Here is a 21153-nt window from a genome sequence, read left to right as displayed (position 1 = left end):
ATAATCGGCAAATCCTACCTTTTGACCCGCTAGAAGAGATTCATCCGCTTTGCCAGACCACGTACAGGATCCGCACCCATGAGCAGTACGACCCCGACGGACAGCACCCCCGCCGCGCCGCAGCAGGGCGAGGGCGGCGGCGACCTCGGCCACAGCCTCAAGCCCCGGCACCTGACCATGCTCGCGCTGGGCGGGGTGATCGGCGCAGGACTGTTCGTCGGCACCGGACAGGGGATCGCGACCGCCGGACCGGGCATCCTGATCAGCTACATCCTGGCGTCGGGCCTGGTCCTGCTCATCATGCGGATGCTCGGCGAGATGTCCGCCGCAGTCCCGGAGTCGGGGTCCTTCTCGGTCTACGCGGGACGGGCGTACGGACGCCTGGCCGGCTTCACCGTCGGCTGGCTCTACTGGTGGATGGTGGCCATCGTGCTCGCCGTCGAGGCCTCGGCCGCGGCGCAGATCGCCCACGGCTGGCTGCCCGCCGTGCCAGTCTGGGTGTTCTCGCTGGCGATCATGACCGTGTTCACCGGGCTGAACCTGCTGTCGGTGAAGAACTTCGGCGAGTTCGAGTTCTGGTTCGCCGGGCTGAAGATCCTGGCGATCGCCGCCTTCCTGGTCCTGGGCGTGCTCGCGATCTGCGGCGTACTGCCCGGCCACGACGCCCCCGGCATGTCCAACCTGACCGGGCACGGCGGCTTCCTGCCCAACGGCTGGTCCGGTGTGGTCACCGGCCTGCTCGCCGTCGTGTTCGCCTTCGGCGGCCTGGAAGTCGTCACCATCGCGGCGGCGGAGTCCCAGGACCCGGCCCGCTCGGTCGCCACGGCCGTACGGACCGCGGTCTGGCGTATCGCGCTCTTCTACATCGGCTCGATCGCCGTGATCGTCACCCTCCTGCCGTGGGACTCCGCAACCCTGGCCGGCGGCCCGTACGCGGCAGTCCTGGACCACATCGGCATCAAGGGCGCCGCCCGGCTGATGGAGGTCGTCGTCTTCGTCGCCCTGCTCTCCGCTCTGAATTCAATGCTGTACGGGGCTTCCCGCATGGCCTTTTCACTGGCCGGGCGGGGCGACGGCCCAGCCGCTCTCACCAGGGTGGCCCCGGGCGGCGTGCCCCGCACGGCGGTGCTCGCCTCCTCCGCGTTCGGCTTCTTCGCCGTGCTGCTCAACGTGTGGTGGCCCGAGCAGGTGTTCAAGCACATGCTCAACTCGGTCGGCGCGATGCTGCTGTTCGTGTGGTTCGCGGTGGCCGCGTCCCAGCTGGTGCTGCGCAGGCGGCTGGAGCGCGACGCCCCCGGGCAGCTGGTCGTCCGGATGTGGTGCTTCCCGTACCTGACCTGGGTCGCGCTGGCCGGCATCGGCGCGGTGGTGGTCCTGATGCTCCGCGACCCCACCGCCCGGGTCCAGCTGCTGTCCTCGGTCGTGGTGGTCGCCGTCATCGCGGTGACCGGGGTGTTCCACGGGCGGGCGAAGCGGCCGGGCGCGGCGGCCGGGCGGGACTGATTCCATGGAGTTCTGACCGTACGTCACCCTTTCGGGTGAGTTAAGCAAGATCTTTCCCCTATTCCCTGTTCTGTGCCGTGCGCCGGGGAGCATCGTGGCCGAAGAGGGGCTTGTGCCCTGGGACTTCGAACAGCGGCAAGGGGCGGTCGGCGATGGGTCGGGTGGAGCGGTTCTGGCAGGACCCGAAGCGGCGGACGGCCACAGTTGTGGTCGCGCTGCTGATCCTCTCGATCGCGCTGCTGATCGACTCGGGCCGTCGCGACGACGCGGCCCGGGGCGACAACACGGGCGTCACCGGGGCGGACACCGGCGCGCCCGGCGCGTCGGCCGTCCCCGGAGGGCCTGCGTCAGCGACCGGCAGTCCGGGACTGCTCCGCCGGCAGTCGGCGACCACCGCTCCGTCGGCGACCGCGCGGCCCACACCGTCCGAGACGCCCGCCCCGCCGCACAGGGAGGCCGACGACGCGGGCGACAGCGCCGGCCCGCTGCTCCCGGAGCTGGTCGGGAAGAACCTGCAGGACGCGCACGACGCGGCGTGGAAGGCCGGCTACCACTTCTTCGACAGCCACGACGCGCTCGGCCGCGGCCGGGTCCAGGTGCTGCTCAGCAACTGGCAGGTCTGCGACCAGAAACCGGCCGCCGGACACGTCGCGGTGAAGGCCACCGTCGACGTCGGAGTCGTGGACACCGACGAGGACTGCCCGGCCACAGCCGTCCCCACGACCAAGCCCAGCGTGGCCGGCGGGCGCATGCCGGACGTCGTCGGACGGTCCGTCAACATGGTGAAGTCGGGCCTGCGCGACGACGCCGACGTCAAGGCCGTGGACCTCAGCGACCGGCACCGCGCGGTGATCCTGGAGAACCACTGGAAGGTGTGCCAGCAGGACCCCGCACCCGGCGCGCGGCTGCGCGACGACGCAAAGGGCAAGGTCTGGCTCGGTGTGGTCAAGAACAGCGAGCCGTGCGGATGAAATCCGTACGGGCGGAGGTCTGTTCGGAACCCGTCTGTTCGGAACCCGTCGGCACGGAACCCGTGGAAACCGGCGGAGCTCAGCGGTAGAGCGAGCGTTTCGCCGGGTCCACCAGCTTCTTGACGGTCCGTCCGTCCGTGAACTCACCCAGCGCGGTCATCGACCACGACGGGCCCTCCCGCACCAGTTTGCACATCAGGACCGCCGTACGGGCCTCGCTGCCCGTCAGGTCGAACCGCACCAGCTCGGTGCCGGTCAGATCGTCGACGAGGCGGCAGAACGCCCGGGACACCTCGGTGAACTTCTGGCCCAGGAACGAGTTCACCGTGAACACCAGTCCCATGACGTTGCCCGGCAGCCGGTCCAGCTCGATGACGATCGACTCGTCGTCGCCCTCGCCCTCGCCGGTCAGGTTGTCGCCGGTGTGCCGGATCGCCCCGCCCAGCTCCTGAAGCTTCATGAACCACACGATGGCGACCTTGTCACCCTGTCCGTCGAAGGCGATGCAGGAGGCGTCCAGGTCGATACTCCGGTCCGCGCTGGCGGGATCCCAGCCCAGGCCCATCCGCACCCGGGTCAGGGGCGGTGCGCCGGTCTTCACCAGCGACACCGTCTGGTTCTTCCGCAGGCTGACGCGGCCCTTGTCGAGGTTGACCCTGCCGTCTGGCACGGCGGCTGCCTGGGCCTGCCGCGGCGGAGCGGCGGGCGGCCCCGCCGGCTGGCCCGTGCCCCACGCGGGCGGCGTCGACGGAGCGGGGACGGGTGGAGGCGGCGGTGCGGCCGGGCTGTTCCACGAGGGCGGCGCGGCGGGCGCGGGCCGGTGCGCCGTGGGAAGCGGGCCCGGCGGCGGGGGAGTCGTCCGGCGGTCCGGATGCGTCATCCGCGAACCCGGCGCGGGCGGCGGAACCGGAGCCTGGGCCCGGGGCTGCGCCGGAGCCCGCCCGGCGGGCTGCGCCGGTCCCGGGTCGTCCACCGTGATCCCGAAGTCCGTCGCGATCCCCGCCAGTCCGTCCGCGTAGCCCTGGCCCACGGCCCGGACCTTCCAGGACCCGGCCCTGCGGTACACCTCGACCAGGACCAGCGCGGTCTCCTGGCCGAGCCCCGTCGGCTCGAAGACCACCAGCGGGTTCCCGCCGCCGTCCCGTACGGTCCCCGTCAGCGTGCCGACGCGGCCGAACACCGCCGGGCCCGAACCGTCCAGGCTCAGGCTGACCACGACCCGGTCGACGTCCGCGGGCAGGGCCCCGGTGTCGACCACCACGGCGTCCGGACGGCCCCCGCCGCCCGGACGGTGCGTCACACCCTGGGCCGAAGGCTGGTTGTAGAAGACGAAGTCGGCGTCCGACCGCACCTTCCCGGCGGCGGTCAGCAGCAGCGCCGAAACGTCGACCGGGACCGCAGAGGTGACGTCGACGACCACCTGGACGGAACCCAGCGGGCTGTTGCCGCCCTTGGTCAGGACCACGGTCATGATCGGTGCCCTCCAGAATCGACTGCCGCGGAGCACAGACCCCGCGTCGGACTTCCGCCCACGATAGATCCACAATGGTCCCCGGGCGCGTGCGCGATACACCGGACCGGACGGTTCCCCGGCGTTCATCCTGTATTCATCGTGAGCAACCTGCAACCGTGAGCGACGCTCCTGCGACATTACCCACACGGGCCCTACGTGTCCCTGTCCGTCCCGAATCCCCGTCAGGTACGGGCAACCGGGGAGAGCGACAGGGCCACGCAGCCTATACGATGCCGGAGCTTTAGCGTGGTACGGGCAACTACCTGGAGTCCGTGCAGGTGGCGGCGACAGCGCCGGTGTCACGCAGCCGGGTGGGAGACGGGTGGCCGGACGCCGCGCGAGGGGAACGAACACGGCACCCGGGCCCGTCCACCTCCGACCGGTCCTGAATGCGATTGGAGCGGGGACAAATGGAGACGCACTGTCGGATCCTGAGGAGGAGCGGGTGACCATCACCGAGGGGGTCGGTCCCGTCACCCGTACACAAACCGCCGGATGCGGTGGCGGCACACCCGGTCACGAACACAGCAGGCTTCCCGACACCCGGGCCGGTGTCCTGGCCCTCATGCGGCGCACGGCCCCACCCGGGCTCGGACAACTGCCGCCTGACACCCTGTCGGCACTCCGGGGCCTCACCCGCCACCTGGTCCGGATCGACCGGGCCGACGCGGAAGCCGAGTACAAGCGGTTCCTCGACGTCGAACCCCGGGGACTCGACCTCGACCACGCCCGGCTCGACGCACAACTGGCCGGGCGCACGGTCCTGGTCACCGGTGGCACCGGATGCATCGGCACGGTCCTGCTCAACGAACTGGGGCGGTACAGGCCGGCCCGGATCGTCACGGTCAGCCGGGGTGTGACCCTCCCCGGCCGTGTGGTCGACGGGGTCGAGTACCGGACCGCCGACGTGGCGGACCGGGACGCGGTCTTCGCGCTCATGCGCGAGGTCCGGCCCGACGTGGTCTACCACCTGGCCGCCCAGCGGGACCCGGGCCTGGCCGAACGCGAAGTGCGCCGGACGCTGTGCACGAACATCTTCGGCACCCGCAACCTCGTCGAGGCGGCCGAGGCCGCCGGGGTCCGGCAGATCGTGTACGCGTCCACCGGGAAGGCCCTGCGTCCGTACACCCCGGACACGTACGCGGCCTCGAAGAAGGCGGGGGAGTGGGTGATGACCCGGGCCGCCGCCCGCGGCCGGATCGACTGCTCGGCCGTCCGGTTCACGCACGTGGTCGACAACTCGATCATCTTCCGCAGACTGCGCCACTGGATCGGCGCCGGCGAGCCGGTCCGGTTGCACGGCCCGGAGATCGTGTTCTACCTGCAGTCCGCCAAGGAGTCCGCGCACCTGCTGCTCAACGCGGGCCTCGAACCGGGCAGGGGGGTGCTCAACGTCCATTCCATCCGCGACTTGGAATGGCCGATGGACCTCCTCGGCCTGGCACTCGGGGCCGTCGCGCGCAGCGGGTCCGCGTCCCCGGTGTACATCTGCGGGTACGAGGACGGGTACGAGGAGCAGGCCTACCCGGGTCTGTACGACCCGCGTACGGCCGGCTGCCTCAGCCCGCTGATCAGCGCGTTCGAGGCACACGTCACCGAATCGTCGGCCACGTGCGCGCAGGTGGACCTGTTCCCCCTGCGCATCGGGGACGCGGCGGGGGCGCGGGAGGCCCTGGACCGGCTGACCGCGGCGTGCGGCGGGGACGCTCCGGAGGCGGAGCTGCACCAGGCCAAGCACGATCTGTCCTGGGCGCTGCTCGACGCCATGCTCGAACAGGTGCCCGGCGGGGTGCTGCGCAAGGTGGTGGAGCGGCGCTGTGCGGCCACGATCCCGCTGGCTCCCGAACACGTCCGGACCGACCTGGCGGTCCACGCCGCCCTGGCCGCCCGCACGGTGCCGGGACCGAGGCCCGCGCCGCCACCGGCGACCGAGCGCAGCGAGGGAGCGCGGCCGCAGGCGGCAGCCCGCCGCGAAGCGGCTGTGGTCCACAGGCGGGCGACGCGCTGAGGCAGGTCTGACAGGTGAGCGAAGCGCTGTATCCGACAGCTGCTCCGCAGCGGGTGGCAGGCCCCGCGGGGCTTGGAGCCCGGATCAGTGCTGCCGGATGAGGGCCTCCTGCACCACTGAGGCGACCAGCACCCCGTCCTGGGTGTAGAACTCGCCCATGGCCAGCCCGCGAGCGTCCTGCGCGGACGGGCTGGCCTGGGCGAACAGCAGCCATTCGTCGACCCGGAACGGCCGGTGGAACCACACCGCGTGGTCCAGCGAAGCCATCTGGAGCCGCTCCAGGTCGGTGATGTGCGGCCGGGCAGCGGTTCCGGCCAGCGTCAGGTCGGAGATGTACGTCAGCGCGCACGCGTGCAGCAGCCCGTCGTCGGGCAGCTGCTCGGCGACCTTCATCCACACCCGCTGGTGCGGGATGCCGTCGAGGATGTGGTCGGTGCCCGGCTTCTCGCGGGACACGAACCGGGCGTCCATGAGCAGCCTGGTGTGCGAGACGTCGTACGGGTCGTGCAGTTCGCGGGGGAGTCCCGCGTACGGGTCGGGGAGTTCACCGGGCATCGGCACCTCCGGCATGCTCCGCCGGTGCTCCCCGGTGGTCTCGGGGACCTTGAACGAGGCGGACAGCGTGAAGATCGTCTCGCCGTGCTGCACGGCGGACACCCGGCGGGTCGTGAACGAGCCCCCGTCGCGCACCCGGTCGACCAGGTAGACGATCGGCGCGGTGGTCTTCCCGGGGCGCAGGAAGTAGCTGTGCAGCGAGTGCACGTGCCGGTCCGGGCCGACGGTGCGCCCGGCGGCGATCAGTGCCTGGGCGGCCACCTGGCCGCCGAAGGCGCGTAGCGGCGCCCCGGCGTGACACCAGCCGCGGAAGATGTTCTCCTCGATCTCATCGAGCGAGAGCAGGTCGAGGAAGGCCGGGATGTGGTTGGGGGCGTCGGTCCGGGGGAGATCGTTCACCCGTACATCTTCACATCCCGGCCGGAGAGTACCTCACCTGCTTAACGCCTCAGCCGTGGCGTACCCGAGCCGTTGTGCACCCCAGTCGTTGTGTATTTCAGTCGCTGTGCACCTCAGCCGCTGTGCATCTCAGCCGCTGTACGACGAGAAGAAACTCCGCAGCACCGGGCCCGCGGAACCGGAGCCCGTGACGCCGCCCTGGACGAAGCACGCCACGGCCACGTTGCCGCGGAAGGCGACCATCCAGCCGTCGTTGGCCCCGCTGCCGACCTCGGCCGTGCCGGTCTTCGCGCCGATGTCGCCGCTGAGGCCGCCGAGCGCCTTCGCCGCCGTGCCGTCGGCGACCGTGGCCCTCATCATTTCGGTCAGCTGCGCCGGGACGTTCCCGGGCAGGCTCCGGGGTGCCTTGTGGACGTCCAGGCCCGTGGGGAGCAGCACCGGCTGCCGGAAGGTGCCCGACTTGGCGGTGGCCACCACCGAGGCCATGGTCAGCGCGTTCATCTGCACGGTGCCCTGGCCGATCATCTGCGCGGCCTTGTCGTCGGCGCCGGACGACGCGGGCACCTTGCCGTCGAAGCCCGGGAAGCCGGTGTTCCACTGCCCGCCGATGCCGAAGTAGTTCTTGGCGGTGGTGGACAGTTCACTGTCGCCCAGTTTGCCGCGCAGCCCGATGAACGCGGTGTTGCAGGACCGGGCGAAGCTCTGCTTGAAGGTCGCGCCCGCGCCGGTGAACGCCATCCCGTCGACGTTGGTGAACGCTTTGCCGACCACGATCTGGGCCGGGCACTCGACCGGGCTGGCGGGGGTGACCGACCCGTTGGCGAGGAGTGCCGCCGCGGTGACGATCTTCATCGTCGAACCGGGTGGCGTCGCCCCCGAGAAGGCGTAGTTGCCCTGCCCGGCGTTCGCCATGGCCAGCACTCCGCCGGTCTTGATGTCCAGCGCCACGAACGCGGTCGGCTTGCCGGACTGCGCGACGGCGCTCTCGGCGGCCTTCTGCGCCGCGGCGTCGAGCATGGTCTTCGTGCCGGTGGGAGTGGGTGCGGACGCCTGGACCGGCGCCGTGCCGAGCTCGGTCACCTTCGCGAGCAGCGCTCCGGACGACTTGTCCACCAGCTTGACCCTGCCGTACGCGGGGACCGCCTCAGCCGCGGCCGGGCCCGCCCCGCCGGGGCCGACGGCGGCCAGCCTGGGCAGGACCTGGGCGAGCGAGGGGTAGTCGCCCACGGACATCGGCTTGCTGTTGCGGTCGAGTACGGTCACGCCCTTGTCCGCCGGGGACCCGCCCGCGTCGGTGTCGGCACCGCGTTCGAGCTTGAACTTGGCGCCGTCCTTCAGCTGCGGGTGCAGTACGGAGGGGGACCAGTGGACCAGCCAGCCGTCGGCGGTGCGCACCGTCGGCACGCTGCCGTCGTAGGCCCATTCGCCCAGCTCGTCCACCAGCAGTACGGCTTTGAACGGCAGGGTGTCGCCGGCGGCCTTCCCGGCGGTCAGCTTCTGTCCCTGATGTCGAGGCCGGCCGTGTAGGAGCTCAGCATCTGCTGCGTTTCAGCCGGTTTGTCGGTGTACTTGGCGGCGTTGACCCAGTGGCCGCCGCCCCACTCGGTGAGGAACGCCGCGGCGGCCGCCTGCGCGGACTTCGATCCCGTACCGGCCCCCGCACCCGCCGGGGCGGCGGTGGCCTTCTTGGGGGCGTCCGGGTCCAGGATTCTGACGGCCCCGTACCCGAGCAGCGCGACGACCGCGATGAACGCAGTCAGCCCCGCCAGGCAGCCGAGGAAGCCTCTGCCGCGTGGTTCATCGTCGTACGTGTTCACTGAAGGATGTCCCCCACCCTGTTCGCGACGGGGCAGCACCGCACCCCGCCTGCCGGATCCCGCCCGGCGCACTCCTCGATCCGGGCCCGACCGGCCCGGTTTGGACTGACTTGTCAGCCTTTCGCTCACCCCGGGCTTCACGTACGGGCCAACTCGCTGTCCGCGCAGGACGGTACGCCCTGTTGAGCATTTGCTCAAGGTGGGGTGGACCCCGCGGCCGCCCGGCGAGCTTGACGGCCCCGACAGGCGCGGTCCGCGGCGCAATCCGTTCACCGCGTGCGCGCTGTGGATCGGGCTGTGCTGCACCTGTCAGGCCTGCTGTAGCCAGGAGTTCCACGACCCGTGTACCGGGAAGCAGCGCGAGGGCGCGTGCCACAAGGGCGACTGCGGCGACTGCTGCGATGCCTGCGACTGTGACGGGTGTGACTGTTGCGATTGCTGTGGTTGTTGCGATTGTGGCTGCTGAGGCGACCCCGGCACTCCTGGCGGCTCCCGCGGTCACCGCGGGAGCCGCCCTGCTGCCGGGGTGGGGGAACTCCCTCGAAATCCGGTCGAGTTGCCTGCCGGTTGCGTGACCGGATCGGGTGCTTCAAATGCCACTATCCGTCGAATCTTGATCGTATTCGCAACAGTCGGGTCGATCTCTGCTGTTCTTTCCTGACTGTTGGTCAAGTAACGGCAAAGGCTTGAGTAGTGGACAAACCGGGAGCAAGGTCATCGACGTCTACGCTGCTGGAGGCTCCCGGACCGTCAGGGGCTTCACCGGTCCCACAACGGCTGACCGGCCACACGTGACCATCCGTAGCGCTCGCTGATCGTAGGTAACTTCTCGGTAAACGGGCCCGTCGGTGATTGACCGTCACCGACGACCCGAAGACGATCGACTGGCAGCCCGGCGCGACTGAAGCAGTACTGTTCGTGACGGGTTCCACCCAGTCGGCAACCAGGCCGCCCGCCGGATGCTCACCGGCGGACCGGTCTGTGACAGACCCACCGTCAGACGACAGTGGTACTGGAAGACTTCGACACGCGGGCCGCGCCCGGGGCGACCACCGCCCAGGGGCACGGCCCGACGGCTCAGGGAGGCGCCGCCCACCATGACCCCAGACGCCAATTCCACGGCGCGGGCCCGGACGGACCTGGACACGGACCATCAGGGGGAGAACTCCATGCGTGCACCCCGGACTTCAGCGTCGCACGACAGCGACGGCGTACTGCGCATCGGCACCGCCGCCGCTCCGCGCGCCCGGACCACCAACCGCCGCGACGGCAACGGCCTGGTGTCGCTTGTCATCCCGGCCCGCAACGAAGCCCGCAACCTGCCGTGGGTGCTCGAACAGATCCCCGACGGCGTGGACGAAGTCCTCTTGATCGACGGGGAGTCCACCGACGCGACACTGCTGATGGCACAGGACGTCCTGCCGACCATCCGCATCGTCCCGCAGTCGGGGCCCGGCAAGGGCAACGCACTGCGCACCGGTTTCGAAGCCGCCATCGGTGAATACGTCGTGATGATGGACGCCGACGGGTCCATGTCGCCGCAGGAGATCCCGCACTTCGTGCACTTCCTGCGCAACGGCTTCGACTTCGTCAAGGGCTCCCGCTTCATGGCCGGCGGCGGCTCACTCGACATCACGCCCTTCCGCCGCGCCGGGAACACCGCCCTGCTCCAGGTCGTCAACCGGCTGTACGGCTACCAGTTGACGGACCTCTGCTACGGCTTCTGCGCGTTCCGGAGCTGCTTCCTGGAGCACCTGGACCTGCAGGCCACCGGGTTCGAGATCGAGTCCGAGATGATCGTGCGCGCGCTCCAGGCCGGCCTGCGGATCGCCGAAGTGCCGAGCCTGGAACTGCCGCGGCGCAGCGGCAGTTCGAACCTGAACGCGATCAGGGACGGCCGCCGGGTGCTGAACACGATCATCAAGGAGCACAGGCGCGGCAAACTGCGCAAGCCGAAGCCCGCGCTGACCGTGGCCGAGATGCTCGAACAGCGTTACACCGACCGGCGTCCGCACGGGACCGTCACGGTGCCGCGGCAGTCGCGGGTCTCCGAAGGCCCCGGCCCGCTCGACGCGACGGCGCACAGCTCGGCCGGCCAGACCGGTCACATCAGCCAGGTCAACGGATCGTCGAACGGCGCCTCCACCGGCGTCGGTTCGTCCAACGGTTCCGCCGCCGCCGCCGGCGGGGCCGCGGACACCGGACAGGACGACGAGGCCGGTACGTGGGCGGGCTGACCAGCCCCCGGGTGAGCGTCATCATCGCGACCCGGGACCGGGCCCGCCTGCTCGCACAGTGCCTCGACTCAGTGCTCGCCCAGACCTACCCCGCCGACCGCACCGAGATCGTCGTGGTCGACAACGCGCCGTCCGACGACACCACCGAGCGCCTCCTCAAAGAGCGCTACGACCAGGTCGTCTACGTCCAGGAGCCGGTGCCGGGTCTCGCTGTCGCCCACAACCGCGGGCTCACGGCCGCCACCGGCACCATCCTGGCCTTCACCGACGACGACGTACGGGCCGACCCGGGGTGGCTCGCCGCCCTGGTCGCGGGCTTCACCGAAGACCCCCTCGTCGGCTGCGTCACCGGTCTGATCCTGCCCGTCGAGGTCCGTACGCCGGCGCAGCACATGCTGCACCGGCACGGCGGCTTCGCCAAGGGGGACTCCGTACGGACTTATGACCCGGCGTCGCCTCCCGGGGACGACCCGCTTTTCCCGTTCACCGCAGGGAAGTTCGGCTCCGGGGCCAACATGGCCTTCCGGGCCGACGTCCTGGCCGGGACCGGTGGCTTCGACCCGGCCACGGGTGTCGGCACACCGGCCCGCGGCGGCGACGACCTGCTGGCCTTCTTCCGCACGCTCATCCGCGGCCACCGGCTCACCTACCGGCCCGACGCGGTCGTCCACCACCACCTGCGGGAGACGGACGAAGCAGTCGCCCGCCAGGTGCACGGCTACGGCGTCGGCCTCGGCGCCTACCTGACCGCCGCCGTCGTCCGCGAACCCCGGGCGGTCCCGGCCCTGCTGCGGCGCGTACCCGCCGGGGTGCGCTACGCACTGAAGATCACCCGCGGCAAGGAACCCGAAGGCGTGGCAGACCGGTCGGCCGCCCCCTGGCCCGCGGAGTTCGTCCGGCTGGAACGGCGCGGCATGCTCAGCGGTCCTGTCGCCTACCTGCGCAGCAGGCGTACGGTCGGCAGGGCCCTGCGGGCCGGGCGGGGAACCGGCGGCACCGCTTAGGGTGAACGGTTGAACGCAGCGAAGGGGCCGGCCCGCACCGGCGATGGGCGCGAAGCGATGGGGGGCCCGCACAGGCGATGGGCGCGAAGCGTCCCGAGCGCGTCCGGAGGACGCAGTCCTTCCGGCGACGCGGGGGTGCCGAACGGCTCCGGAGCGCCGGCGACGGAGACGTGAGAGGACGGCACCCGCGCTGGGAACCGGTGATTCGAGGGGACGGATGAGCACAATCAAGGACGCCGGAACGCGTCGGGGGGCCGTGCTCAGGTACGGGGCGGCCGCCCGGCGCGATCCACTGCTGCGCAACGGGCACCTGCTGACCGTCTCCTCCCTGCTCACCTCAGCGCTCGGCGCGGGCTACTGGGCGCTGGCCACCCGCTGGTACGGCGACGGCACGGTCGGCCGCAACTACTCGGCCGTGTCCGCGATGATGATGCTGGCCGGGCTCGGCCAGCTGAACCTCGCCAACGTCATGGTGCGGTTCGTGCCGCTCGCCGGATCGGGCCGGCGGAGCCTGATCCGCGGCGCTTACGTCGTCGCCTTCTTCGCGACCTTCGCCTCCGCACTCGGGTTCGTCCTCCTGGTGCCCCACCTGTCGCCCGGTCTGGCCTTCCTGCACAGACCCGGACCCGGCGCCTGCTTCGTCGCCGCCACGGTGGGCTTCAGCCTCTTCGCACTCCAGGACGGCGTGCTCACCGGGCTGCGCATCCCGGCGTGGACGATCTGGAAGAACGGCGCGTTCTCGATCATCAAGATCGTCTTCGTCGGCGGCTTCGCCCTGGTGTTCACCTCGCTGGGCATCATGCTGTCCTGGATGGTCTCGCTCATCGCCGTCTTCGTGACCGTCGACGTGCTCCTGGCCGTCAAGGTCCTCAACCGGCCCGCCCCCGTCCTCATGCTGCTCGGCTCCGACGGGAAGGCCGCCGACCAGCCCGCCGGGAAGCCGCCCACCCCGCGCGCACTGCTGAAGTTCGCAGCCGGGGACTACATCGGCTCCCTGTGCTGGATGTCCGCCGTCACCCTGCCGCCGATCATCGTCCTGGACCGGGTCGGCGCCGAGGCCAGCGCCTACTTCTCACTCGCCTGGGTCGTCTCCTACACGCTCTACCTCATTGCCATGAACATGGGCTCCAGCCTCCTGGTGGAGACCTCCAGCGAGCCGGAGCAACTGGCCGAACGCTGCATGAAGGTGCTGCGCCACTCCGGGCTGCTGATCGGCGCCGCCGCAGCCGTCCTTGCGCTCGCCGCGCCGTTGGTCCTCTGGGTGTTCGGCGGCGGCTACGCCGACCACGGCACCTCACTGCTCCAGCTCCTCGCCGCGTCCGCCGTACCGACCCTGCTGACAATGACCGCGCTGAGCGCCGCCCGCGCGCAGGGCCGCATGGGCCTGGTCGTCACCGTCCAGGCGGTCATCGCCGTGGCAGTGCTGTGCCTGACCCGGCTGCTCCTCGAACGCTGGGGCATCGCCGGGGCGGGCGCCGCGTGGCTGGTCACCCAGACCGCTGTGGCACTCGTGCTGTGGATCTTCCGGTACAGCCTGTGGCTGCCCCGCAGGGACGGCACCGGACGCTGCGGCGGCCGGACCGGCGGGCCCGACTCGATGACCATCGAAGTCCTCGGCCCGATCGGGCCGATGGGCCCCGGCCGGATGAGCCCCCGTACAGCTGCTGAGGCCCTGGCCGCACTCGGCGCGCTCACCCAGGCACCGCTCCCCGCGCAGCAGGACCGCAGCACGCTGGCCATCCCGGTCGTCTCGGTCACCGATCTGCTGACACCAGGGGCCCGGCCTGTCACGGCGGAACCAGCGGAATTGACGGAACCTCAGGAGACAGAACCTCAAGCGGCAGAAGCACTGGAGACAGAACCTCAGGAAACAGAACCTCAGGAAACAGAACCTCAGGAAACAGAACCTCAAGAACCGGACGAACCGAAACTGGACACGCGACTCACCGCCGGCCTGCCGGCGCCCCGTCAGGAGCCGCCACTCCCCACCGGCGTCCGGCCCACCGCCAGCGTCGTCATCTGCGCCTACACGATGGAACGCTGGGACGACATCGTCCTGGCCGTCGGCTCGGTGCTGCCGGAACTCGGACCCGACGACGAAGTCATCCTGGTCACCGACCACTGCAACGAGCTCGCCGCGCGCGTGGAACGGGAGTTCACGCCGGACGTCACCGTCGTCCGGAGCAAGGGCAAGCGCGGCGTCTGCGGTGCCCGCAACTCCGGAGTCGAGCGCGCGCAGGGCGAGGTCATCGTCTTCCTCGACGACGACGCCGCAGCCGAACAGGGCTGGCTGGAAAACCTGCTGACGCCCTATCAGAACCCGCGGGTCATCGGCGTCGGCGGCCGGATCTTCCCCCGCTGGGACAACCCGCCGCCCGCCTGGTGGCCGGAGGAGTTCCTGTGGGTCGTCGGCTCCACCTACCGGGGCATGCCGGAGACGACCGCGCCCGTACGGAACGGCATCTGCGCCAACATGTCGCTCCGCCGCCAGGCGATCCTCGACGCCGGCGGCTTCTCCGACGACATGGGCCGCGTCGGCACCCGGCCCACCGGCTGCGACGAGACCGAACTGTGCATCCGCATCGCCAGGCGCAACCCCGGCACGGTGATCCTGTACGAACCGTCCGCCGTGGTCCACCACCACGTGCCCCCGGGCCGGAACAACGCGAAGTACTTCCGGGCCCGCTGCTTCGCCGAAGGCATCTCCAAAGCCGTCGTCAGCAGGATCGCCGGTACGGACAAGGCACTGTCCAGCGAGACGTCCTACCTCACCTCCACGATCCCGCGCGGCCTCCTGCGGGCGCTGAAACCCGGCGGGCCCGCGCTGTCCACCTTCGTCGCCCTCCTGGTCGGCGTGCTGTGGACCACCTGCGGATACGCGTACGGCCGGGTCCTGGGCACCTCCGGCACCCACGCCGACTCCAAGAAGGGACACAGCAGGCGGCGGCTCGCCCTGGACACGGTCGGCTGGACGGCCCTGCCCGCCGCGCTCGGCCTGTGGGTCTGGTCGCTGCACCGGATCGACGTCACCCACATGGGGGACCTCGGCCTCGTCTCACTGCTGCCCGGCACCTACTGGGCCGGCCTCGTGCTCCTCGCGGTCGGCTTCGCGGCCTCGCTCCTGGGCCGGGACACCTCCAGCTTCCGGTACGCCCTGTACTCCCTCGGGCTCATCGCGATGATCCACGCGACCCCGGCGGTCCTGTACGAGAACCTGCGCTACGCCTGGGCGTGGAAGCACGTCGACATCATCGACCAGATGCTCCGGCACGGCGGCACACTGTCCCAGGACCAGGCCGGGGAACTGGCCGCCTACCACCAGTGGCCCGGGTTCTTCACCCTCGCCGCCACCGTGCAGAAGGCCGTCGGCCTCGACACCACGCTGAAGATCGCCCAGTGGGCGCCGGTGTTCTTCAACGTCATGCTCATCCCCCCGCTGATCCTGCTGTACCGGCGGTTCACCGGAAACCGCAGGCTGCGCTGGGCCGCGGTGTTCCTGTTCCTGTCAGCCTCCTGGGTCGGCCAGGACTACTTCTCACCGCAGGCCTTCGTCTACTTCCTGTACATCACCGCCGCGGCCCTGCTCCTGAAGCGCGGCCCCGGCGGCCGGCGGCGCGGCCTCATCGCCCTGGTGGTCGGCGCGGCCGTCATCTCCTCGCACCAGCTCACCCCGGTGCTCACCGTCTCGGCTGCCTTCTCCCTGCTGCTGGTGAAGAAGTACCGCCGCCTGGGGGTGTGGTGCCTGTTCATCACCGCGTCGATGGTGCTCGCGTGGAACCTCACGGCGGCCCGCCCGTTCGTCTGGTCGCAGGTCGACGCCACCCTGCAGCAGCTCGGCGACCTCGGTGCCAACGCGGACGCCGGATTCGTGAAGTCCGGCGACGCCGCCCCGGGCCAGGCCCTGGTCGCCCGGATGGACCGGGCACTGTCCGGCGGGATCATCCTCCTCGCGGTCATCGGCGCGGCCCGATGGAAATGGCTGCGGAAGACGCCGGCGGCGTGGCTCTCGCTCGCCCCGCTGCCGCTGCTCGCGGGCGGCGCCTACGGCGGGGAGATCATCTTCCGCGCCTACCTGTTCGCCCTGCCCACCGTCGCGTTCCTCGCCGCCTGCGCGCTGTCCGCGACATGGCTGCCCCGGACCCGCAGGCGGACACCGCGGTTCCTGCGCCCCGTCGCGGTCCGGGCGGTCGTGCTCCCCGTCGTCTTCGGACTCATGATGACCGGACTGGTCTTCGGCTACTACGGCAAGGACAACCAGTACCGCTTCACCAACGATGAGGTCGCCTCGGTCAGCCGGATGTACCGCGAAGTGCCGCGCAACTCGCTCATCGTCACGGAGACCAACAACTTCCCCGCCGCGTACGCCGGTTCGGAGTTCTACTTCCACCGCTGGTTCGCCATGGAGGACCACCAGCTCCAGGTGGCCGTACTCGCCGACCCGGTAAAGGCGGTGACCGCGCTGATGGCCACCTACCCGAAGGTGGACGCCTACCTCTTCCTCACCCGCACCCAGCGGACCGAGACTGAGGAGACCGGGCTGCTGCCGCGCGGGACGATGGACAGGATCGACCACGACGCGGGCCTCTCACCGAAGTTCACCCTGGTCTTCCGCAGCAAGGACGCGGTGCTCTACCACCTGGACCCGGCCCTCCAGGGCATCGGCGTCGAAGACCCCGGCGACCCCGACCCCGTACCGCTGCCCCCGGACAACCCCGGCGCCGCGGGCGGCGCCGGACCGGTCGTCCCCGGACTGCCCGTCGTGCCCGGGGTTCCCGGTTTCGTCGGCGCACCGCCCGGCGGAGTCGTGCCCGGACTGCCCCGGATCACCGGCGTGCCCGGCGCGCCGCAGGCCGCAACCACATCCGGCACCACCGGCGGCTAGGACTGACGATGACGGACAACACGTACTACGCGAAGCCGGTGTACCGCCCGCTGGTGGCCCGGCTGCCGGTACGGCTGCTGCTGACCGCCGTCGCCTGGGGCGCGTTCGCCGCCCTGCGCCTCCCCCCGGTCTCGCCGCTGCGCACGGTGCTCACCGTCCTGTTCCTGGCGCTCGGCCCCGGCGCAGCCGTACTGCGGGCGCTGTCCCACAGCCGGGCGGGCGCACGCTACTTCGAACCGCTGGAGGGCGGGGTCCTGGCCGTCGCCGTCAGCCTGTCCCTGGCCGCCGTGGCCTCCGAGGCCTACTTCATGGCCCAGGCCTTCACCCCCGAACGGGTGCTGTTCACCCTGGCCGTGTTCACCACCCTGGTCGCACTGACCCCACTGCCGCGCCGCCGCTCCGGCTAAGCGCGCCGCCGGACGACCCCGTCCGACGAAGGCCGCTCCGCTTGATGACTTTGTCCCAGGACGAGGGAGAAGGACAGTGGAACCCATAGAACCGGTACCGGTCCTGCTGTACCACGCGGTGGACGACGACCCGCCGTCGTGGATCGCGCCGTACACCGTCACCCCGCGCCGCTTCGCCGAGCAGATGGACGAAGTCATCGCCAGCGGGCGGGAACCCGTCAGCATGGCCCGCCTCGGCGAATCCCTGCACAGCCGAAGGCCGTTGCCGCGCAAGTGCGTGGCCATCACCTTCGACGACGGCTACACGGACTTCCTGAGCGCCGCCGTCCCCGCGCTGGTCCAGCGGGAACTGCCGGCCACGCTGTACGTGACGACCGGAGCCATCGAACCGGTCGACCGCTCGCCGCTGGCCGACGCCGACATGCTCACCTGGGCGCAACTGCGCTCCCTGGTCGACGTCCCCGGCGTGGACCTGGGTGCGCACAGCATCACGCACCGCGAGCTGGACACCCTCCCGGTCCCGGTCATGCGCCGTGAGGTCGCCGACTCGAGGAAACGCCTGGAGGACGAACTCGGGATCGCCGTCGACTCGTTCGCCTACCCCTTCGGCTACAGCAGCCAGGCCGTCCGCGACGCCGTCCGCGACGCGGGCATGGACACCGGGGCCGCCGTCCGCTACGCCCACAGCTCCCGCTACGACGACCCTTACATGGTGTCGCGGCTGATGGTGTACGCGGACACTCCGCGCGCGGTGTTCAGCGGCTGGCTGCGCGGTCTGGAGGCCCCGGTCGCGCCGTTCAAGGAGAGCGTCAGGACAAAGGGCTGGCGCGCGGTCCGCCGCACGAAGGCCCGCTACAAGGGGCATCCGGTTCCGTCGGGCGGGGACTCTGCGGCGTACCGCTGAGCGGGCGGGGCGCCGGCGGGCGCACTGGGGCGGACTCCGTGCTTCCACCACATCTGTCCCGTGTGTTCAGGCACCCCCGGGCCCGTGTGTTCAGGCACCCCCGGGCCCGGGCGGTGGGTGACGCCTGTCACCCGGTGGGGCGGCAGGGACGTTATTGTCCAGAAGATTGCGATGAGCATATTCATCGCCGGCCGGTTCGCTCGTAGAGTGTCGCCGGCGCGGAGCCCTCCGCGCGCCGCCCGGCCGTCAGCCGTTCGCGGGACGTCCCCCACGACGTCCCGTCCGCCGCTGACTCCCCCTGTTGACCGTGTGCCATGTCCCATTTTTCGCCTGAACGGCGATCAGCCACGACACAGGAGCGACCACTTTGAAACCGAAGTCCTCCCGCCGCCTGCTGGCCATCGGCACGACCCCCGTGCTCGCCGCACTGCTGCTCGGCGCGGCCCAGGGCGGTGGCCCGCCCGCCGGGCCGGGTGCGTCGGGCGCCGGCGACCCGTACTTCCCGCTGTCGGGGAACGGCGGCTACCACGTCGTCCACTACGGCCTCGGCCTCGACTACGTTCCCGGGACCAAACAGCTCGACGGGACCGCGGACCTCACCGTCACCGCGACCCAGAAGCTCAGTTCACTGAACCTGGACCTGTCCGGGCTGACCGTCGGAAGCGTCCGGATCGACGGGAAGCGGGCCGCCTTCACCCGCGACGGCGCCGAACTCACCGTCACCCCGCAGCGCCCGCTGGACAAGGGGCGGAGGTTCCACCTCGTCGTGGAGTACTCCGGTGTCCCTTCGAGCGTGGTCGACCCGGACGGTTCCGCGGACGGCTGGATCATCCAGCCCGACGGCTCGGCGTTCGTCGCCGGCGAACCCCAGGGCGCGATGACCTGGTTCCCGGCCAACAACCACCCCAAGGACAAGTCCACCTACGACGTGACCGTCACCGTCCCCGACGGGTGGACAGCGGTGTCCAACGGCCGCCTCCGCGACCGGCGCAGCCACGACGGGAAGACCACCTTCGCCTGGCGCGAGTCCGATCCGATGGCGGCCTACCTGGCCACGGCGAGCGTCGCGAAGTTCCAGACCAAGGAGTACACGACGGCGGGCGGCATCCCCGTCTACACCGCGGTTGTGCCCGGTCTGGTCGAATCGTCCGCTCCCGCGCTGGACCGTATCCCTGAGATCATCGACTGGGAAGCAGGGATCTTCGGGAAGTACCCGTTCGACGCCGCGGGTGCCATCGTTGAGGACGCACCTGACGTGGGCTACGCCCTGGAGACCCAGACCAGGCCGGTCTACGACCGCGCACCCGATCTCAGCACGGTCGTCCACGAGACCGCGCACCAGTGGTTCGGCAACTCCGTCAGTCTGACCAAGTGGCAGGACATCTGGCTGAACGAGGGTTTCGCCACCTACGCCGAGTGGCTGTGGGAGGCCGACCACGGCGGAGTGGGCACGGCGCAGCAGTTCGCCGACTCCTACGCGCTCCCCGCGACCGACAGTCTGTGGGCCTTCCCCGCCGGGGACCCGGGCGACGGCGCCCACCTCTTCGCCAAGCCGCCCTACCAGCGCGGCGCCATGGTGCTGGAGAAGCTCCGCCAGGCCGTCGGCGACCGGGACTTCTTCCGCATTCTGAAGACCTGGGCCACGGAGAACCGCTACGGCCAGGCCGACAGCGCCGGGTTCATCGCCCTGAGTAAGAAGATCTCCGGGAAGAACCTCGACGGGTTGTTCGCTGTCTGGCTGTACGGCAAGGGCAAGCCCGCGACGCCTTAAGGGTCCGGCAGTGGCGCCGGGTGCGACGACCGCGATGCGGGCGCCGCACCCGGAGTCGCCGACCTCGGTCAGGGCTGCTTGTAGATCGAATGATCACCGATGCGCCGCCAGATCAGGACGGCTTCGCCGGTTTCGGTAGTGTCGAGATGGAAGGTCGCGCGTCCGTCGGGAGCGGCGAAGTTCCACGTCAGTGAATAGATTTCGCTGTTGCACAACCGATGGATCCGCAAGCGCTTGGGCCAGGGTGGAACACCTGCGAAGGACCCGGCGGCGATTGCGGGGAGGAAGTGCTCACGCAGTGCGCTCAGGAACCTGTCCTGGTGCTGCCGGGGCAGCCGGGCCAGGTCGCGCTGGAATGCGTCAAGGGTGCTGTACTTCACGCATCCTCCGGGAGGCGGCTGTCCGCCACGATCTTTTCCAGGCCGGCGAGCAGGTCCGCGGCTCCGGCGTAGTCGGTAAGACGCCCGGCGGCCAGGTCGGCTTCAGCCTCTTTCTCCGCAGCCTGGTGACCAGGGGTCCAGAACCAGGTTTCGTCCACCGGGACAGGGAGGGTCGGGCGTAGCTCGAGTACGCCGTCGTCCCGTTCGGTGATCTCTACCTGCGCGCCTGGCTCGTCCAGACGGTACTTCCGGCGCAGCTCAGCGGGGAGGGCGACGGTTCCGCGGCCCTGGACGGCGAGGTATCCGTGGAAAGTCATGTCTCTCAGCATGATCTGTAATCGTTAAGGAAGCAAGCGGTTTTGCAGTAATGCGGCAGAGCGGCAGTCTGCGTGCTACTGAGTGGGCTCGCCGGAAGCGTGCGGTTGTTGCACTGCGTCGTGCGGCAACCGCACGCTTCATCGTTCCTGGCGGGTGAATCCGTGTCGCCGAAACCCGCATCGGTTGAATCGACCCTTCAGGCCGCCTGCTGTATTCGTATGGCCGGCTGGTGGACGCCGCTGAGGCGGTCGAGGCGCAGTGGCCGGACACGGTCGCGGCCTTCCTCGCGGGTCACCCCTTGGAGGACATGCCGCAGGCCCTGTGGTTCGACGAGCTGAGTCAGGAGACGGTGCGGGTGCTCGACGGAAGTCCGGGGTGTTGTCCCTGGAACCGCTGACCTCGACGGGCTCGTCCAGTCCTACGCCCTGACGCTCCTCCGTTGCCCCACCGGATCAACTGTCCGTGGGGGGAGGTGCACGGACCC

16 protein-coding genes are annotated in these 21153 nt (G+C 70.5%); 10 read left to right on the top strand and 6 right to left on the bottom strand.

The features are described from left to right. Positions 1-78 precede the first annotated feature (78 nt). Positions 79-1503, top strand: coding sequence for an amino acid permease (locus AC0Z36_RS02235; RefSeq protein ID WP_485460907.1), 1425 nt, complete (start codon positions 79-81; stop codon positions 1501-1503). 152 nt (positions 1504-1655) lie between these two features. Next, a complete protein-coding gene (locus AC0Z36_RS02230; protein ID WP_485460906.1) occupies positions 1656-2474 on the top strand; it encodes a hypothetical protein in 819 nt (272 codons plus the stop codon). Positions 2475-2553: 79 nt separating this feature from the next. On the opposite strand, the gene AC0Z36_RS02225 is transcribed toward AC0Z36_RS02230, so the two are convergent. Beyond that, positions 2554-3945, bottom strand: a complete 1392-nt coding sequence (locus AC0Z36_RS02225; protein ID WP_485460905.1) for a TerD family protein — start codon at positions 3943-3945, stop codon at positions 2554-2556. Between the two features lie 487 nt (positions 3946-4432). Between AC0Z36_RS02225 and AC0Z36_RS02220 the strand changes: the two genes are divergently transcribed. Then, the gene (locus tag AC0Z36_RS02220; protein WP_485460904.1) at positions 4433-5995 is read left to right on the top strand and encodes a polysaccharide biosynthesis protein; all 1563 of its coding nucleotides are present in this window, start codon (positions 4433-4435) and stop codon (positions 5993-5995) included. Positions 5996-6079: 84 nt separating this feature from the next. Here AC0Z36_RS02220 and AC0Z36_RS02215 read toward each other — a convergent pair whose 3' ends face one another. The 3 genes from AC0Z36_RS02215 to AC0Z36_RS02205 form a co-directional block, all read right to left on the bottom strand. After that, entirely contained in the window at positions 6080-6949 is an 870-nt protein-coding gene (locus AC0Z36_RS02215) for an acyl-CoA thioesterase (protein WP_485460903.1), read from the bottom strand. A 129-nt stretch (positions 6950-7078) separates the two neighbouring features. Beyond that, positions 7079-8413, bottom strand: coding sequence for a penicillin-binding transpeptidase domain-containing protein (locus AC0Z36_RS02210; RefSeq protein ID WP_485460997.1), 1335 nt, complete (start codon positions 8411-8413; stop codon positions 7079-7081). A 26-nt stretch (positions 8414-8439) separates the two neighbouring features. Next, entirely contained in the window at positions 8440-8766 is a 327-nt protein-coding gene (locus AC0Z36_RS02205) for a hypothetical protein (RefSeq protein ID WP_485460902.1), read from the bottom strand. Between the two features lie 1169 nt (positions 8767-9935). Here AC0Z36_RS02205 and AC0Z36_RS02200 point away from each other — a divergent pair. The 6 genes from AC0Z36_RS02200 to AC0Z36_RS02175 all read left to right on the top strand — a co-directional run bounded on the left by AC0Z36_RS02200 (position 9936) and on the right by AC0Z36_RS02175 (position 19971). Further along, positions 9936-11003 (top strand): glycosyltransferase family 2 protein, encoded by a 1068-nt coding sequence (locus AC0Z36_RS02200; RefSeq protein WP_485460901.1) that lies wholly within the window; start codon positions 9936-9938, stop codon positions 11001-11003. An 11-nt stretch (positions 11004-11014) separates the two neighbouring features. After that, positions 11015-12007 carry a glycosyltransferase family 2 protein gene (locus AC0Z36_RS02195; protein WP_485460900.1) on the top strand — a complete coding sequence of 331 codons (993 nt, stop codon included), beginning with the start codon at positions 11015-11017 and terminating at the stop codon, positions 12005-12007. Positions 12008-12224: 217 nt separating this feature from the next. Further along, positions 12225-16889 carry a glycosyltransferase gene (locus AC0Z36_RS02190; protein ID WP_485460899.1) on the top strand — a complete coding sequence of 1555 codons (4665 nt, stop codon included), beginning with the start codon at positions 12225-12227 and terminating at the stop codon, positions 16887-16889. Between the two features lie 8 nt (positions 16890-16897). Beyond that, complete coding sequence (locus AC0Z36_RS02185; RefSeq protein WP_485460898.1) at positions 16898-17296, top strand: hypothetical protein; 399 nt, start codon at positions 16898-16900, stop codon at positions 17294-17296. A gap of 76 nt (positions 17297-17372) precedes the next feature. Then, positions 17373-18200: a polysaccharide deacetylase family protein gene (locus AC0Z36_RS02180; protein WP_485460897.1), complete on the top strand. Its 828-nt coding sequence runs from the start codon at positions 17373-17375 to the stop codon at positions 18198-18200. Positions 18201-18567: 367 nt separating this feature from the next. Beyond that, positions 18568-19971: a M1 family metallopeptidase gene (locus AC0Z36_RS02175; protein WP_485460896.1), complete on the top strand. Its 1404-nt coding sequence runs from the start codon at positions 18568-18570 to the stop codon at positions 19969-19971. A gap of 68 nt (positions 19972-20039) precedes the next feature. On the opposite strand, the gene AC0Z36_RS02170 is transcribed toward AC0Z36_RS02175, so the two are convergent. Continuing rightward, complete coding sequence (locus tag AC0Z36_RS02170; protein ID WP_485460895.1) at positions 20040-20351, bottom strand: hypothetical protein; 312 nt, start codon at positions 20349-20351, stop codon at positions 20040-20042. After that, the gene (locus tag AC0Z36_RS02165; protein ID WP_485460894.1) at positions 20348-20668 is read right to left on the bottom strand and encodes an AbrB/MazE/SpoVT family DNA-binding domain-containing protein; all 321 of its coding nucleotides are present in this window, start codon (positions 20666-20668) and stop codon (positions 20348-20350) included. Before AC0Z36_RS02165 ends, AC0Z36_RS02170 begins: the two co-directional genes overlap by 4 nt. 230 nt (positions 20669-20898) lie before the next feature. Here AC0Z36_RS02165 and AC0Z36_RS02160 point away from each other — a divergent pair, with 230 nt between their 5' ends. Continuing rightward, a complete protein-coding gene (locus tag AC0Z36_RS02160) occupies positions 20899-21066 on the top strand; it encodes a hypothetical protein (RefSeq protein ID WP_485460893.1) in 168 nt (55 codons plus the stop codon). Positions 21067-21153: the final 87 nt, after the last annotated feature.

This window comes from Kitasatospora sp. UYEF31 (assembly GCF_057291755.1).
Note: the sequence above shows the minus strand (reverse complement) of the source record. Positions and strands in the feature narration are given on the sequence as shown.

Coding starts and splice junctions, on each gene's coding strand:
- AC0Z36_RS02235 (WP_485460907.1), top strand. CDS start 79: ATGAGCAGTACGACCCCGACGGACAGCACCCCCGCCGCGCCGCAGCAG.
- AC0Z36_RS02230 (WP_485460906.1), top strand. CDS start 1,656: ATGGGTCGGGTGGAGCGGTTCTGGCAGGACCCGAAGCGGCGGACGGCC.
- AC0Z36_RS02225 (WP_485460905.1), bottom strand. CDS start 3,945: ATGACCGTGGTCCTGACCAAGGGCGGCAACAGCCCGCTGGGTTCCGTC.
- AC0Z36_RS02200 (WP_485460901.1), top strand. CDS start 9,936: ATGCGTGCACCCCGGACTTCAGCGTCGCACGACAGCGACGGCGTACTG.
- AC0Z36_RS02190 (WP_485460899.1), top strand. CDS start 12,225: ATGAGCACAATCAAGGACGCCGGAACGCGTCGGGGGGCCGTGCTCAGG.
- AC0Z36_RS02185 (WP_485460898.1), top strand. CDS start 16,898: ATGACGGACAACACGTACTACGCGAAGCCGGTGTACCGCCCGCTGGTG.
- AC0Z36_RS02165 (WP_485460894.1), bottom strand. CDS start 20,668: ATGACTTTCCACGGATACCTCGCCGTCCAGGGCCGCGGAACCGTCGCC.